We start from the raw sequence: 14,989 nt of genomic DNA, 5'->3' as shown, positions 1-14,989 counted from the left end.
TATAGAAAAAAACCGGACCCAAAAAGTCCGGTTTTTTTCGTTTCTTGTTCCTCTACTTTTATACAACATGTCACATAGGCTTCATTACACCAGTTTCAAAAGTGCTTCGTATCCTGGCATACCTGGCTTAATCCCCAGTTGCTCCGCTTCTGTCGTTACCGATTCCATCGGCGCTTCCAACAATTCTTTCAGCGTTTTTACTCCCACAGCTCGTGCAGCAAGAATTTTCCGATCCGCCAGCCGCTCATTGAGCAGTCCAACATCCAGTGCACCACACATGATGTAACCACGGGAGTTGGAGATAGTCAACAGCGTTGTTTTAGGCAGTTTGACCTCGACTCCGATAAATGTATGCTCACCCACTTGTACGGATTCCATGTGTATCATGGTTATTACATGCACCTCCTCTTAGTTCACCCGGGATATTTTATGCGGCATTTGCGGGTAAGTGTGGACACTCGTGGATACATTCAAAATATCCTGGTGAATAACTACAGTTGGAGGGGCCTCTTAACTTTGGCAAAAATCAGTACAATTTCTTTTTCGCTTTTGCTGTTAATTTTTTTGTAGGCGTATGTTCTTTGTTTATATTTAGAACACTATAAGTAAAGATAGGAGTATGCGATTCGCATACTCCACTTTTTCAGATGCCTTAATTTATTTTATGAAAATCGCAATACATCATAGATCTATAGTAATTGCACTACTTGTGTTCCCTTTTTTATATCTTTAATATTTTCTGAATCCTTTACACTAATACCAATGAGTGGAAGGTTAGCAATGGAAAAAGAAAGGCTAATATCCAATACGTCCAGTTCACATTTCGTCCCATCCACCTTATCTACTTGTATTTTTGAACCTACCAAACTTTTTAAATTCGTATGATCCTGCTTATCTAATCCAATATTTGTTCCAATTAAAATGATTCCTTTATTGGGTGTTTTAATAATATCGTCTAACTTCATAATCTCCAAAAGAACATCTCCATTCTAACTAACGTTCATGTATGAACAGTATATCTTTAACTTCCCTAATTTTGATCCCTTCGTTTTTTAATCTAGTAATTCCATCTCTTAAAAGCATGATTCTTTCTAATTGAGTCAAGTCAGGAGCAAATCTTGCAGCTCGGATACTTGCTTGAGCTTCGTCAAGTGCAAAGTTCCTAGTTATAACATTAAATTCAGCATCCATAACTTGAAAGGATTTTCCGGCTAGTCCTGCTTCATAATGCCCGACAACTTCATGAGCTATTGTTCCATGACCAGTAATCCGGCTATTAGCTGCTAATTTACCTGTGGCATTAGAAGGAAGTACATCATTATTTATATTGAGAATCGTATCGAATAATAATCCTGTAGGAGAAGTATCATTAGGCCCCGCTACACGGATATTTTCTTCTGGCATTCCTATTTTTTTTGCATACTGAGTTAAACTTCCAATTTGTGCTTCAGTTAAAGGCACTTCATTACGCAGACCATTAGTATCTATAATTTTTCTTGTATTGTCCGCACCTTCTATTATTCGGGTAGTTCCATCTTTTAACGGAGTATATTTTACAGACCCCGATAACCCAATTTTAGGCTTGATTACTGAACTAACTCCTCCAAATAGTCCAGCTGTACCGATCATATTAGCCCAGTGTTCCTTTGACCAGGCATTGTTTGGATTAAATGCCCCTTGAATCATACCTGTTACTCCAAATGTACCGAAATTGAGCATGTCATTCCATGAATCGTTTTGTTTAGCTGCCCGTTCCATGTACCCTTGGTACATTCCTTTTGGAATACCATATGACATATAATCGAGGAAGCTCCAGACTGAATCAAACTTTTTCTCATAGCGTACTGAGTTAGCGTCTACAAAATCCTGACCTAGTTCAGTTAAGCTATCTACTGATTTTTGGAACGCATTCCGTGTATCTGGAGCAGGAACAGCACATGAATTAGGTGGAGGTGGTAAACAACTTGCGTCAATGTTACCTGCTTCCATCAGATCTGCTAATCTGAATTTATCTGCATGGTGACGTAATTCCCTAGCAATAGAATCCGTCAAGGTAACAAAGTCATTCATATTCTTCTGAGAGGTTTGGAAGGAATAGTAAAAGTGCTCTTTAGTCAGTCCTTCCCACAATTGCCCCATAGATGAAATTTGTTGTACTAAATTACTATTCATTTGAGTTGCCGTTTGCTGTGCTAACTCAAACTGTTTGGAGGCAGTCATAAGCTGCTCAGGTGTCACTTTAATTGTTGTCATAATATACCTCTGTTTGAGTTGGTTATGACATAGTAACATTATTCCGATTTATGGAAAACGAACTTAATTCCTAATTGTTATGTGAAATAAGATAACTTTATACCTATGACCAAAAGCTTATAGTCATCGCTTTCAACTCCTGATCTTCAATCATATCATGTAACTCAGGAATCAACTTTAGGAGTTTTTTATAGTTATGTAGCTGTTGTTTCGTGATACCGAGTTCCTTAACAATATCGGTAATATCTTTTTAGATGGGCATTTTGTTCATCTGCTTGATTCCCTTATCCTAGCTCAACAACTTGTAATGTTTGATATTGGAGCATGGTAATTTGAATTTGACGCACTTCGTTTGAAGCAAGGTGTTTGTAAATGTCATCCTCTTTATTCAGATTGACTAACCATGTAAAAGGCCCACTCCCGTTTTTATTATTAAGGAGTAGGCTCAAATTGTACTTTTTCAAATGTCTATGTTATCCCACAACTCTAAAATAGTCTTATCATCAATCTTCCCAAGAATAAACAACTCTCTTGCTGATTCAAACGACTGCGAAAAACTGTCTCTTTCACGAGTAAGAAAGTACCCTTCTTCATTCTGGCTAATCCAATAGCTATCATTTTTATAGGAGAACTGAAACTCTTCCCCCATTTCAAAACGTTCCACCAATTCATTGTATTCCAAAACAGTCCCTCCTAATTCTTGTTAACTCTTTTAAATGTCCCATCTTCTTTCCATTCAAAAACATGTTCATGAGGCCACTCTGGATGCTGCTTTGAATTTCCATGATTCGTGTAGTCTACATCACGTGTAGCTCTTCCATTTTCATCATAATATCTTCTTGTTTTTATCTCACCTGTATTTTTATCCAGAATATCAATTGATGAGTTAGGTTCACCTTTAGCTGGATGTGGATTCGTTGTCGTACTTGTATGATTAGATGAAGGAGTAACATCTATCGACGTTCCCTTGTTGGAAGTAAGTGTCTGTTTAGCTGAACCTCCACCTTCTCCCTTCATCATCTGCCACAATTCCGTTGAGCTCTTCCCTATTCCGCTTGCACTTTTAACTGCGGTTGTACCTCCATGTGCCGCTAAAGCTGCTGAGCCAATCAATCCAGGTATTCCGATAATACTACCAACTCCCGTGGATGAAACAGCAACTGATAATCCTTCTCCACCTGTTCCAACGATTACCTCACCAGCTCCCTGCAATGTTGTAGCTACGTGACCAAGAATTTCACCTACTTTAGCTGCCATTGGATGATCATAGTCACGGTCTTTGTCAGGCAGCATCCCCAAGGTTAAATCTTCCTGAATAGCACCTTTCGCTCCCTGAGCAGTATCCCACAGAATTTCTCCTTGAAGCTTGCTAGCTTCCATCTGAGCTTCAGCCTTGGTGATCTCAGCTTGTCCAACCTGTTCAAAAATCTTATGTAACCAACCTTCACCGCTTGATGCCGTTTTAACAGGCACACCATTCCCCGGCACATCCAGTACGACTTTTTCTCCATCCACCTGTGTAAAGTTTTTTGAAATAAAAATGAGTTCTTGTGCAACCGTAGAAAGTCGTTCAAGCGTCACGCCCATGGATTGTCTAGAGACCTGAAAATCTTGGAAAAACCTCTCTCGGGTAGCACCAGACCAACCTTGTTGGACAAAATCAATTCTTCCATTCAGTAAATTCAACATACGTTCCATTTCGTGTTTACCATGCAAGAACTGGTCAGCCACTTCCATTAGCTTATCAGGTGGAACCAATATTCTCCCCAATTGATCACGTCCATTTTAATTTAGATGGAAATAATCTTATCAGAAGGAGATGTTTAGGGATATCCACCTGTTACCTGAAATTTCCTTTTATATTATGTGACAAATGGACTGATATAAACGGATTTACTATGTCAAAAGTATTGTATAAATGCCTCTTTTTAATATAAACGAAAATATCAGTATTAAATTTTTTTCAAATATTGTGGGGGCACAAAATCGGCAAGCCAAACACCATTATTAGCGATATAGAACTTTACATTATTAGCCAGCGATTTTACTGTATCGACTTCAAGAATGACTAATTCACCACGTCTCTTACCTGCCAATGTTGCAAATTCAAGTGTCTCAGATAGATGAACATACTTTCTCCCCATTGGTTTAATGCCCTCGGTAATAATTTTATCAACTACTTTGCTATTTGTTCCGTGATAAAGAGCAGTTGGTGGAATGGATTCTTTGTAATCTAATCTTCCTGTACTGTGCCCGTAGTTCGCTCGTATGTATCCATTTACCATGTGGTATCGCTTCTTTGGACAATTAGTTACGACTTGATCAATTCCTGCTTCTCCTATATCCGACCATCTATTCTCTGATTTAATGGCTGAAATTAAGTCTTGCACGTGGCAATAACCTTCATGATCCAACTTAATTCCAAACTGTTCTGGTGTATGCCTAAGAATTTTACTCATAAATTTACTAAGGCTCTCTTCTTGTTTTGGTGATAACATCATATACTCCTTCTAATGTAATATTTGTTTTATCTATAGTAACCAATCTGATGATTCATAGCGTCTTGTGAAGTAAAGCACCAATCCCCCGATAAGGAAACATGTAGCTCCAATTAAAAAAAACCTTAGACTATATCTGCTATAAGCCTCCAATAATACTGCAACTCCCAGCCCACAAGGGAAATACCCGAAAATACCTCTTATCAAAGCCATGATAAAAAACTTACGATTCATAAATTTTTCTCCTCACTAATCGTACTTCATTATATAAAAACGAACAAATTTATTTCATCCATATATCCTCTTTGTCCCCATTCCACAGCAATCCAAAGTCTCCAACAATAACTTCCATTCTAAGCCTAAATTAAAAAGACAACAGGTGATACCTGCTGCCTCTACTCGCCATTATTCAGCTTCCGTCAACATTTTTAAAATGCCAGTAAATGAGCCGTCAATCGACATAATATCTCCATTAACTTGTTTGCTAAATTGAGACTCAGTAAGTTTATCTTTTCCTGCTGTGTGATTCTTAATGAATTTTATAAGGTCTGCTTTCTGATTTGCAATATCCTTTAATGCTTGTTCACTTTCTTTTTTGTAATTTTTAACTGTTTTATTTAGTTCCACTTTAGCCACGCTGAGCTGCTTCTTTAATTTATCGCAGTCAGCCTTGGATTGAGCTATTACCGCTTTACTAGACTTATTTTTCACTTCATTTTTATAACGTGCAGATGCTTGGTTTAATCTCTGAGTTAGCTCACGAACTTCTGCCCCCAGAGCAACATTAAGTTTTTTTTGTGCAACTTTAATTTCTTTTACACGATCTTTGTAATTCTCAAAGTATAATTTTTCGATTTCGCTTGTTGACATTGCTTTTGTAGATGTTGCTGCCAATACTTGTGATGGAATTAAAACAACAATCATTAATAATAGTAGAATTGCTTTCTTCATATGTATCCCCTTGTCTGGTAATAGTACAATTATCATAAGGGAAATGAAGGGAATAGGCAATATGTCTTATTTTATTATCATGATATTTCTAGGGAAGCGTTAGAATGATTATAGTAGAAATGCAAAACAAATAATAATCAAAATCCATTAAATACTTTTGCAAGCATTTGGAACTTAGCTCTGAACTCTCACATATTAGTTTATTTTAAATGGAACCTCTATATCTTCACCAATTTCATCTACAGTTTCCTCGATGATTTCCCTTACATCTTCATCCAAATCTTTGTTTAAAGATTCTTTCATCAAGTTATAGCTATTTTTTAAGTTCAGATTAACAACAACTGAAGAATATACATCTACTATCTCTGAAGATGTATCATTCCATATTTTCTGGAGAAAGCTGTCTAATCTTTTTCTCAACGAATCACTTAACAATTCGTAAGTATAAGTCTTCCTGTCAGCAAATTCCGAAAAACATTCCAACGTTTCAAGAATATTTAATTTCTCTAAATTTTCAATGGAGTCTAAATATTGAATAATATATGACTCTAACTGTTCTTTAGACATAACATCAGGCAATTGTTTAATTTCATTCAAATTCATGTTTACTTCCCAAGATCCACTGGTATATGGGTAATATTTTGCTGATTGTTCCTATACAAATTCCTGTCAGTACCCAAATACTTTCTTCCTATTTTAATTTGTGCGCTCTATCCGTTATAGGAGTTGCTTGTAGCAAGCTCAGATGGAGAAAGCTTACTCCCATTTTTATTGTTAAGGAAGCAAGCTCAAAAATAAATTATTTTGTAACATTAATTATCTTTTCAGCGATTAACCGACATTCTTCAATACTTTTATCGAATTCCTTTTTAAAAGATTGAGCGAATACAAAATGAATCTGCTCTGCTAATTCTTCAACAGAGTTTGTTTCCTTACTTTTTTCATGGATTCTACGTATTTCTGAATAATATTCATCTTCTAATAGAGGATATATTTCGACTGGGTTCCATTCATTAATCATTTGTACAATATCATCGTTCATTTCTATACACTCCTACTCTCCAAATAACGATTTAGATAGTGCTTTATATGCATCATCATACTTACTCTTAGGAATAACTGTAACAAGTGTCCCATCGTTAGCAACTACAGCAGCACCTTCTTTTGAAAAAAACAAATGCTTACTACCATTATTCTGGGAAAGGGCCTTCCCATTTTCCACCCAAGAATCTGCCATTTCTTTTGTTACGCCTCGCTCTTGCATTCTTTCTAAAGCATGATTTGAAGAATTAGACCAATTTATTTGTGTTCCCGGATTCTCAACCAGTGTCCCTGACTTTCCAAAAGTGTCACCAATCTGTGCAGTTTCACCTTTTCCCTGAGTGTGAGGTATACTTTCTGCCTTAGCTCCCGAAGAAGGAGTGGATTTTGATGAGCCTCCACCTTCTCCCTTCGCCATCTGCCACAATTCTGCTGAGCTTTCTCCTACTCCTTTTGCACTTTTAACCGCAGTTGTAGCTCCATGCGCCGCCAAAGCTGCCGATCCAATTAATCCGGGTACTCCGATTATACTCCCTACACCTGTAGATGAAACAGCAACTGATAATCCTTCTCCACCTAATCCAGCTACTACCTCACCAGCTCCCTGCAATGTCGTAGCTACGTGACCGAGAATTTCACCTACTTTAGCTGCCATGGGATGATCATAGTGACGGTCTTTATCTGGCAGCATCCCCAATGTCAAATTTCCCTGAATAGCTCCTTTTGCTCCCTGTGCAGTATCCCAAAGGATTTCTCCTTGAAGTTTGCTAGCTTCCAATTGAGCTTCAGCCTTGGTGATCTCAGCTTTTCCAATTTGTTCAAAGATTTTATGTAACCAACCTTCACCTGTGGATGCCGTTTTAACAGGAGCTCCTAGCCACGGCACATCCAGTACGACTTTCTCCCCGTCCACCTGTGTAAAGTTTTTTGAAATAAAAATAAGTTCTTGTGCTACTGTCGATAGTCGTTCAATTGTCACACTCATGGATTGTCGAGAAACCTGAAATTCCTGAAAAAATCTCTCTTGAGTGGCTCCAGACCAGCCTTGTTGGACAAAATCAATTCGTCCACTCAAAAAATTCAGCATACGTACGTTCCATTTCATGCTTTCCGTGTAAGAACTGATCAGCAACTTCCATCAGTTTGTCAGGTGGAACTAATATTTTCCCCATTCTACCACGCCCACTTTAATTTTGATGGAAATAATCTTATCAGAAGGGGTGATTTAGGGAAATCCATCTGCTATCCTGTTATTTACTTTTAATCCATGTGACATTTGAACTGAAATAAACAGACTTTTATATCTAAAGTATCATAGTCCCTTGTTATAAGATACATGGGCCAACGTAGCACTATTAGCTTTCAATTCCCTAACCTGACCATACCCTGTAACCCAGGAATCCGTGCCAGGAGTTTCTTGTAATTATGTAGCTGTATTTTGTGATGCCAAGTTCCTGAATGATATCAGCTTGTGTTCTGGCAAAGAGATTAAAGTTATTTACCTCCCTATCATCGTCTGGTTATTTCTATTTTTGATTACCATAAATCCTTTCTAGCTCAACAATGCACTTATAAATATTATATATATTAAAAAGGCTAGACGGATCATTCCATCTAACCTTTTTGAGAATAGTTTAATCAGCTTACTCTTCATCTTCGTTAACCGCTTTAATCAGATTTCCATAGACTTCCTTCGTGTGAGCAGATGCATGTTCTTTAAAATGTGTAAACAACCTCATACATCTAATTGCTTGTATTCTATTATTAGCTTCAGCAGACTTTTCCAAACAGCTACACAAAAATGTGAAGCCTTCTGAAAACTTCCCTTTACGCAAATGATAGATTGCCAATCCCCTTGATAAATGAGTAAAACGTTCTGAACTAATTTGTTGAGTATATACGCCTACCTGATTTTGTTCATTCAAAAAAGATTGAATTTCTGTTTCAAACAATTCAAGGATGTGATCTACATTAATATTATATCGATTAGCCGCCTCGATTATATTATCTATTGCAGGGAGTATTTCATCTTTCTTTGAAGAGAAATAAGCAACATAATCAGGAATTACACTTAAGTCGCCTGACATAAGCCTATTCACATAAATATTAGCAGTTGCCCATTCTTTAAATTGATTTTTCCATTCTAGAGTTGTTTCATCTTTCTCTTCTACCCAGCTTAAATCGGCATATCTCTGAATATGTTGGAGTGCTGTCTCATAATCTTTATGAGCATCACAAACTTCAGCACGTATTAAATGCGAAAATGCCCAGTAGACAAATGGAGGGTAAAGCGGCTTCTTTGTGTGTTCATTATTTTCATGATGCTGTTGATCAATTTTGTATTGTATTTTAGCTTTATTCCCTAACGCTTTGGCGAAGTCATCCAATTTAGCCCATTTTCGTAAAGAACGATATGTATTCACCAACGCTCTTAGTGCATCAAGCTGATCTACCTCATCTAACCGCTCAATGTAAGGCTCAAATTGAATGGCTGCATCATAGTTTTTCTCTTGATCGTCTCCAATACGAATCGTAAACAATCGATACTGGCAAACCGCCAATCGTTCTGAATACCGATACTTTTCCCCTTCTGACACGTTTTCATAAAGGAACGCCGCTGCTCCAGTATTACCCTTTTTAAAAGAATCCTCGGCTACTTCAAAAAGTGAAGGAAGGTAAACAGGATTATCTAGCAACATACCTACAACTCTTCGCAAGCAATCAAGTCGTCCTAGCTCCACGCAGCGGTATAAAAAAGGACTGATTCTTCGCCAGTTGAGCGGTTCTTCCTCAATACATTCATCAATATAACGTTCATAAAAATAATCCGGTGGTAAATCCATTCCCATAGTGATACGATCTAGCTGGTGAACAGAAATAGACCGGTTGCCCGTCACAATGCCACTAACTGTTCCTACATTCAAATCAATCATGTGGCCAAACTCGGTCATGGTTAAGCTTTTTCTTATCAGATAGGTTTGAACTTCTGCTCTAATCGTAGGTGTGATCTCCATAGATAAACCACCCTTTCAACGTAGACTCGGCATATGATACATAATTAAACCATGTAATGAGAAACAGTTAGTAAAATTACTTTATAACCCGTAATTGTACCTGTCTTTTAGAACAAAGCCATACACCCTTCAGTTGTTACAACAACACACATTACATTTTTGCACTTTTTACATATATTTCTCAAAAGAAGATTTCCTCATATTGCTTATATACAGCAAAATACGCAATAAAAAGGCTAGACGGATCATTCCATCTAACCACTTAATAATAGTATATTTTTAGGTTCTATTGTGTCCTATACTGGAGACCTTTTTATTCTCACATTCCTCCGTGTTGTCCAGTGGGCTCATAAATAGACCCTTTGTCTTGATACTGAAGATGGGGAACTACTACTACTAGTATAAAACTAGTAACTAGAAAAGATAGAATTACTTTACGTTTCATCATTATCCACCTCATTAATTATATTTCTATATGCTGTCTTCGTCTCAGATGCTGCACACTCCTGGTAGAACTCATACAGTTTTACACACTTAATTATATACGACTTATTATTGATTGATGTAGATTTTTCCAAACAATTTAACAAAAAAGTAAAGCCATTTGCAAAATTACTTTTGTTAAAGTAGTAAACCGCTAATTCATGTGTGAAATGGACATAACGTTCTATAACTAATTGATGATTGTACGTACCTACACACTCAGGTATATCCAGCAAAGCTAAAATTTCGGTTTGAAATTGATTTAGAATATTATCAACATTTAAATGATATCGGTTAGCAGCTTCAAGTATGTTATCTAGTCCCGAAAGTAACTCTTCTTTCCTCGAAGAAAAAAATGTTACATAATCAGCCAGAACACCAATTTCACCAGCGTGAAGTTTATTTACATAAGTATTGGCTTTAGACCATTCTTTATATCTCATTTTCCATTCTGAAGTGACTTCATCGGTTTCTTTCACCCAACTTAAATCACCATATTTGTACGTATGTTGAAGTGCCTTCTGATAATCTTTATGAGCTTCACAAACTTCTGCACGAAGTAAATGAGAAAAAGCCCAATAAGCAAACAGAGGAAAGCTTGGTTTCTTTGCATTTTCTTTCTTGGAAGGATGCCGTTGTTGCTCCATGTTATATTGAATTTTTGCCTTGTCTCCCAGAGCTTTAGCGAATAATTCTACTTTGTCCCATTTTCGTAATGAACGGTATGTATTCGCCAGATCTTTTAATGCATCTAACTGTTCTATCTCATCTAGTCGATCAACGTATATTTCAAATTGAACGGCTGCTTCATAGTTTTTCTCTTGATTATCTCCTTGCCTTGTATGGAACAAACGGTACTGACACATAGCCAGACGTTCTGAATATTGCTTTTTCTCACTTACAGCCACATTTTCATAAAGTATGGTTGCCGCTTGATACATTTTTTCATGAAATAGTTCTTCCGCAAGCTCAAATAAAGATTCTGAATAGCCTAACTTATCCATCAATAAATTAACAACTTCATGAATACAGTCCAGTTTATTCAATTTTGCACAATTATGTATGAAAGGACTCATACGACGCCAGTTCGGATTAGCCTCTGCTAAATACTCAGACACATAGCGTTCATAGTAGTAACCAACGGGGTAGCCCATCGCTTGTGTAATTCGATCTAACTGATCCACTGAAAGTGTGCGGTTCCCATTAATAATACTGCTCATGGTGCCCGGATTCATTTCCGCTGCTCTAGCTAAATCACTTAGGATTAAATCATTATCTCTCATATGTTTTGCTATCTCTGTGAGTATCGTGGTTGTTGTGTTGTACAAAGTAACCACCCCTTATCAGGAACTTATTAGGATATCAGCTCATTAAAAAAGGACTATTGCAATCCAATGATTGTATAGCCTTTCCGCAATTCATTGTACCATCTTTTGGCACAATATCATATACCTTTCAGAACCTTACTTAAGATACCTTTGAAGGGTTTGCAAAGAAAATTAGGCTCTATAAATCCTGAGACATACGAATCATATCTCTACACTGTATGCCATTTTCATAAATTTCTTCTAGATAGTTATGTCTGACAAAGAAATCTAGATCTACACCCACAATTCTGAAACCACATTTTTGGTAGAGAGCTAATTGTCCAATGCTAGAGTTTCCTGTACCAATTTCTAACGTTTTATAGCCTTGTGTCCGGGCTGTTTCAATGGCATGGGTTACTAATTGTCTCCCAATCCTTTTACCATGCATGACTTCCGCTACTGCAATATTCACCACCTCAATTGTTTCGGGTCTTGTAGGTAAAAGAACATAGACTCCCACAATTTGATGGTCAATTTCTGCTACATAACACTGCCCTCTTTTTAAATATTCCTCAACAAGTTGGTGCGAAGGATCAGCTAGTAACAAGAGCTCTATTGGATATTTTTCTTTTGAATTAAGTAGTCTAATATTCATATATTATCTCCTGAATGTATTATGGCCCCGGATTTCCCCCTTGTGTAGGCTTTATTCCAGAAATCCGGGGAAGCCCTAAATCAGTTTGATCTCAATTCATACAAACCATTGTGAAGCGAAAGACGGGCAGAGCATGGAGCTTCAATCAAGACACGGATGCTGAACACGCTTGGAAGTCTATCATCAGGAAACCAAGGCCGCTGTTTGTCTATGATAATAAAGGAACCTTCCACATCCCCTAGCGGCGCGAATTCCTGTCCAGCCCCTCCCCATGAATCAAGTTGGAACGTTTCGGTGATTATCCTAGATACTTCGGAGACATCATCGACAGGAAGACCGATCTCGCTTATACGAAGTAGAGAGTGGGGCCCGAAAGCTTCAGTGACTGCGTTGTTGAGTGTATGGTGAGCGATGAACTCGACAAGGTTATGATCCGGATCATAGAAGTAAAGCGCTGTTGCATTCCAGTTTTCGAAAAAAAACTCATCTTCTTGGGGTCTTGAAATCAATGAAATCCCACGGTCGATGGCCCACTGTTTTGCTTCTATGAATTTATTCGTTGGAATCGTAAAGGCAATATGGTAAAACTCATTTTCCATGTGGGAGGATTCCTGAAAAGCAAGAACCGATTCCCCTACTTGAAACGACAACCGCGAAGGACCTTCCTCCACAACCTGCAAACCCAAGAGAGAGGCGTAAAAAGCTTTCATTGCTTCGAAACTGTGGGTGCCTAAGAGCACTTCTTTTAATTTCAATGCATTGATCCTCCCCATAAATAATATTGAAGCCCATTAGTCCGTCGTATCCAGATCAGCATTTTATCTCAGACTGTATGAGGTCATTACATTGGTTATTAATTATCCTTTAAATCGCTTAGAAGTTTGGCATTCACATCCAATGCCTTAAATCGAAGTAATATATCCTGTTCATCCAGAGCTTTACTTTTTGCCATTTCGAGATAAAGCTTGGGCTGGTCCCGAAATGCTCTTGCACTTCCAATCAAGTATGCCTTCTGGAGATATTTATGAGCTAATACAGGATTGCTCTGATGAAGAAGTGTTTCCGCCATCTGAATATAAGGTTCAGCATGTATAATTCGGTGCCCTGTACCTTCCAAATCTAAAATCTCCTCATTTAAAAGCTCTACTGATCGCTGAGTATGCCCGTTATAATTGAGAATTTGAACGTATTGATGCAAGGTTACACCTGTGATGCCCCATGTATGCTTAGGCTCGGGTATTAGATCCCAAGCCCTCTGTGCCTTTTCTTCGGCCAAGTTGCTATCTAATGGGAGTGTATGAGCAGCTTCCTCTCCAAGAGTCCAAATTTCCTCTTCCAATGGAGCCTCCAGATCGTGATACATTCGAATACTCATCTATTCCTCCCAGTTAGATAATATAAATTCAACACATAGAGATGTCTACTCCCTCATTGCGATCAGCGAAAACGCTTAATTAAGGATATCACTCCCCAGATGAGCAACGCCAAGATCCCGCTAACGATTACGAATGTCATTAAGATCGAAGTCCATACGATATGCAATCAACATCACCCCATGCATCATTTTATGGTCATCTTGTAGAGTACTTTTCTAATGTCTCTCCATATTTTAACGCACGCTGGCTTCCGCTGCATTCGAATTGAACATTTTTATTTTTATAATCATAGATACGAACGCTAGCAGTGCAAACATCAGTCCGCTCCAGATGAGCTGGTGTATTCCCAAGTGAGAGATAAACCACCCGCCTATAGCAGCTCCCATCGTAATACCTAGATTAGAAAATGAGACAAACAGGCTATTACCAAACTCTGGAGCTTCCTTCGCTTCCGTGGTTAACCATGTTTGACTAATAATAAGCCCCCCAGAATGCACGGCCCCCCAAATGAGCACAACCACAATCATCGGTAGGAAAGAAGCACCCAGAGCATAAGTGAATGCGTAAATGACCATATATAGCAAAGGAAACATGATAACGGTCTTTGTCAGATTTTTATGTAATAATCCTCCAAATAAAAAGTTTCCAAAAATCATAATGATTCCAAATACCATCAACATCATACTGATCCATGACCCGTTCATAAGAGTTACTTGTCCAAGATATTCGGCAAAGTAGCTATACACCGAAAACATAGCTGCAAAGATAAAAATAACAGTCACAATGTTGAACCACAATTGAGGTTTACGTAATATACCAAGCTGTTTGCCATAAGACATCTTTTCCTGAACGGGCAGGGAAGGAAGCCATACGAGTATTCCTACAAATGCAATCATGCTTACGACAGCACCAAATAAGAAAGCAGCTTCTAACGATATCTTTTCAGCAAGATAGGAAGTCAAAGGCACGCCAAACGCAAATCCTACCGTAATTCCAGCGAAAACCTTGGTGACGGCTTTACTACTCTTTTCAGGGGGGACAAGATGCGATGCAGTCACGAGAGCGACCGAAAAAAAGACAGGATGAAAGATAGCAGGAAGAACACGAAAAATGAGCATGACCTCAAAATGGGTGGTATAGGCATAGACTATATTGGAGATGACAAAACTGAATACAGCGGTTAATAGAATGACTTTACGATTCATGCCGGAAACGAGTAAGGTCAAGAACGGACCTGAAAGGGCAACAACTAAAGAAAATATACTAACGAGCCAACCCGCCTGGGCAGCTGATACATTGAATTTTTGAGTTACTTGAGGAAGAACGCCTATAATCCCCATTTCCGTTGTAATAATGCCGAATACGCCTAAAGCCAGAATGATAATAAGTAACGGGTTAACCTTTTTCATTT

15 protein-coding genes and 1 pseudogene are annotated in these 14,989 nt (G+C 38.0%); all 16 read right to left on the bottom strand.

The genetic code is table 11. The features are described from left to right. Nucleotides 1-84: 84 nt before the first annotated feature. Complete coding sequence (locus tag T3H97_RS08135) at nucleotides 85-387, bottom strand: YunC family protein (protein WP_023987881.1); 303 nt, start codon at nucleotides 385-387, stop codon at nucleotides 85-87. Between the two features lie 302 nt (nucleotides 388-689). After that, on the bottom strand, nucleotides 690-974 hold the full coding sequence (locus tag T3H97_RS08130) for a hypothetical protein (RefSeq protein ID WP_103744419.1): 285 nt from the start codon (nucleotides 972-974) through the stop codon (nucleotides 690-692). A 19-nt stretch (nucleotides 975-993) separates the two neighbouring features. Further along, on the bottom strand, nucleotides 994-2,253 hold the full coding sequence (locus T3H97_RS08125) for a WXG100 family type VII secretion target (RefSeq protein WP_328802224.1): 1,260 nt from the start codon (nucleotides 2,251-2,253) through the stop codon (nucleotides 994-996). A 460-nt stretch (nucleotides 2,254-2,713) separates the two neighbouring features. Next, a complete protein-coding gene (locus T3H97_RS08120; protein WP_104495212.1) occupies nucleotides 2,714-2,935 on the bottom strand; it encodes a hypothetical protein in 222 nt (73 codons plus the stop codon). Nucleotides 2,936-2,946: 11 nt separating this feature from the next. Beyond that, nucleotides 2,947-3,990 (bottom strand): WXG100 family type VII secretion target, encoded by a 1,044-nt coding sequence (locus T3H97_RS08115; RefSeq protein WP_442955646.1) that lies wholly within the window; start codon nucleotides 3,988-3,990, stop codon nucleotides 2,947-2,949. 215 nt (nucleotides 3,991-4,205) lie between these two features. Further along, nucleotides 4,206-4,751 (bottom strand): RNA 2'-phosphotransferase, encoded by a 546-nt coding sequence (locus T3H97_RS08110; protein ID WP_103048172.1) that lies wholly within the window; start codon nucleotides 4,749-4,751, stop codon nucleotides 4,206-4,208. 405 nt (nucleotides 4,752-5,156) lie between these two features. Further along, complete coding sequence (locus T3H97_RS08105) at nucleotides 5,157-5,702, bottom strand: hypothetical protein (protein ID WP_328802222.1); 546 nt, start codon at nucleotides 5,700-5,702, stop codon at nucleotides 5,157-5,159. Nucleotides 5,703-5,897: 195 nt separating this feature from the next. Continuing rightward, nucleotides 5,898-6,305, bottom strand: coding sequence for a hypothetical protein (locus tag T3H97_RS08100; RefSeq protein WP_328802221.1), 408 nt, complete (start codon nucleotides 6,303-6,305; stop codon nucleotides 5,898-5,900). Between the two features lie 196 nt (nucleotides 6,306-6,501). Then, nucleotides 6,502-6,744: a DUF1871 family protein gene (locus tag T3H97_RS08095; protein WP_061831882.1), complete on the bottom strand. Its 243-nt coding sequence runs from the start codon at nucleotides 6,742-6,744 to the stop codon at nucleotides 6,502-6,504. A gap of 341 nt (nucleotides 6,745-7,085) precedes the next feature. Continuing rightward, nucleotides 7,086-7,915: pseudogene (locus T3H97_RS08090) on the bottom strand (WXG100 family type VII secretion target); the annotation flags it as partial. Nucleotides 7,916-8,386: 471 nt separating this feature from the next. Further along, a complete protein-coding gene (locus tag T3H97_RS08085; RefSeq protein WP_328802220.1) occupies nucleotides 8,387-9,757 on the bottom strand; it encodes a helix-turn-helix domain-containing protein in 1,371 nt (456 codons plus the stop codon). Between the two features lie 434 nt (nucleotides 9,758-10,191). Next, a complete protein-coding gene (locus tag T3H97_RS08080) occupies nucleotides 10,192-11,523 on the bottom strand; it encodes a helix-turn-helix domain-containing protein (RefSeq protein WP_328802802.1) in 1,332 nt (443 codons plus the stop codon). A 223-nt stretch (nucleotides 11,524-11,746) separates the two neighbouring features. Beyond that, on the bottom strand, nucleotides 11,747-12,202 hold the full coding sequence (locus tag T3H97_RS08075; RefSeq protein ID WP_328802219.1) for a GNAT family N-acetyltransferase: 456 nt from the start codon (nucleotides 12,200-12,202) through the stop codon (nucleotides 11,747-11,749). Nucleotides 12,203-12,282: 80 nt separating this feature from the next. Next, the gene (locus tag T3H97_RS08070) at nucleotides 12,283-12,957 is read right to left on the bottom strand and encodes a VOC family protein (RefSeq protein ID WP_328802218.1); all 675 of its coding nucleotides are present in this window, start codon (nucleotides 12,955-12,957) and stop codon (nucleotides 12,283-12,285) included. 98 nt (nucleotides 12,958-13,055) lie between these two features. After that, nucleotides 13,056-13,577: a hypothetical protein gene (locus tag T3H97_RS08065; RefSeq protein ID WP_328802217.1), complete on the bottom strand. Its 522-nt coding sequence runs from the start codon at nucleotides 13,575-13,577 to the stop codon at nucleotides 13,056-13,058. Nucleotides 13,578-13,811: 234 nt separating this feature from the next. Further along, entirely contained in the window at nucleotides 13,812-14,987 is a 1,176-nt protein-coding gene (locus T3H97_RS08060) for an MFS transporter (protein WP_328802216.1), read from the bottom strand. Nucleotides 14,988-14,989: the final 2 nt, after the last annotated feature.

This window comes from Paenibacillus sp. LX16, assembly GCF_036252815.1.
Lineage (GTDB): Bacteria > Bacillota > Bacilli > Paenibacillales > Paenibacillaceae > Paenibacillus > Paenibacillus polymyxa_B.
Note: the sequence above shows the minus strand (reverse complement) of the source record. Positions and strands in the feature narration are given on the sequence as shown.

Coding starts and splice junctions, on each gene's coding strand:
- T3H97_RS08135 (WP_023987881.1), bottom strand. CDS start 387: ATGATACACATGGAATCCGTACAAGTGGGTGAGCATACATTTATCGGA.
- T3H97_RS08125 (WP_328802224.1), bottom strand. CDS start 2,253: ATGACAACAATTAAAGTGACACCTGAGCAGCTTATGACTGCCTCCAAA.
- T3H97_RS08115 (WP_442955646.1), bottom strand. CDS start 3,990: ATGGAAGTGGCTGACCAGTTCTTGCATGGTAAACACGAAATGGAACGT.
- T3H97_RS08110 (WP_103048172.1), bottom strand. CDS start 4,751: ATGTTATCACCAAAACAAGAAGAGAGCCTTAGTAAATTTATGAGTAAA.
- T3H97_RS08105 (WP_328802222.1), bottom strand. CDS start 5,702: ATGAAGAAAGCAATTCTACTATTATTAATGATTGTTGTTTTAATTCCA.
- T3H97_RS08100 (WP_328802221.1), bottom strand. CDS start 6,305: ATGAATTTGAATGAAATTAAACAATTGCCTGATGTTATGTCTAAAGAA.
- T3H97_RS08095 (WP_061831882.1), bottom strand. CDS start 6,744: ATGAACGATGATATTGTACAAATGATTAATGAATGGAACCCAGTCGAA.
- T3H97_RS08085 (WP_328802220.1), bottom strand. CDS start 9,757: ATGGAGATCACACCTACGATTAGAGCAGAAGTTCAAACCTATCTGATA.
- T3H97_RS08080 (WP_328802802.1), bottom strand. CDS start 11,523: ATGAGAGATAATGATTTAATCCTAAGTGATTTAGCTAGAGCAGCGGAA.
- T3H97_RS08075 (WP_328802219.1), bottom strand. CDS start 12,202: ATGAATATTAGACTACTTAATTCAAAAGAAAAATATCCAATAGAGCTC.
- T3H97_RS08065 (WP_328802217.1), bottom strand. CDS start 13,577: ATGAGTATTCGAATGTATCACGATCTGGAGGCTCCATTGGAAGAGGAA.
- T3H97_RS08060 (WP_328802216.1), bottom strand. CDS start 14,987: ATGAAAAAGGTTAACCCGTTACTTATTATCATTCTGGCTTTAGGCGTA.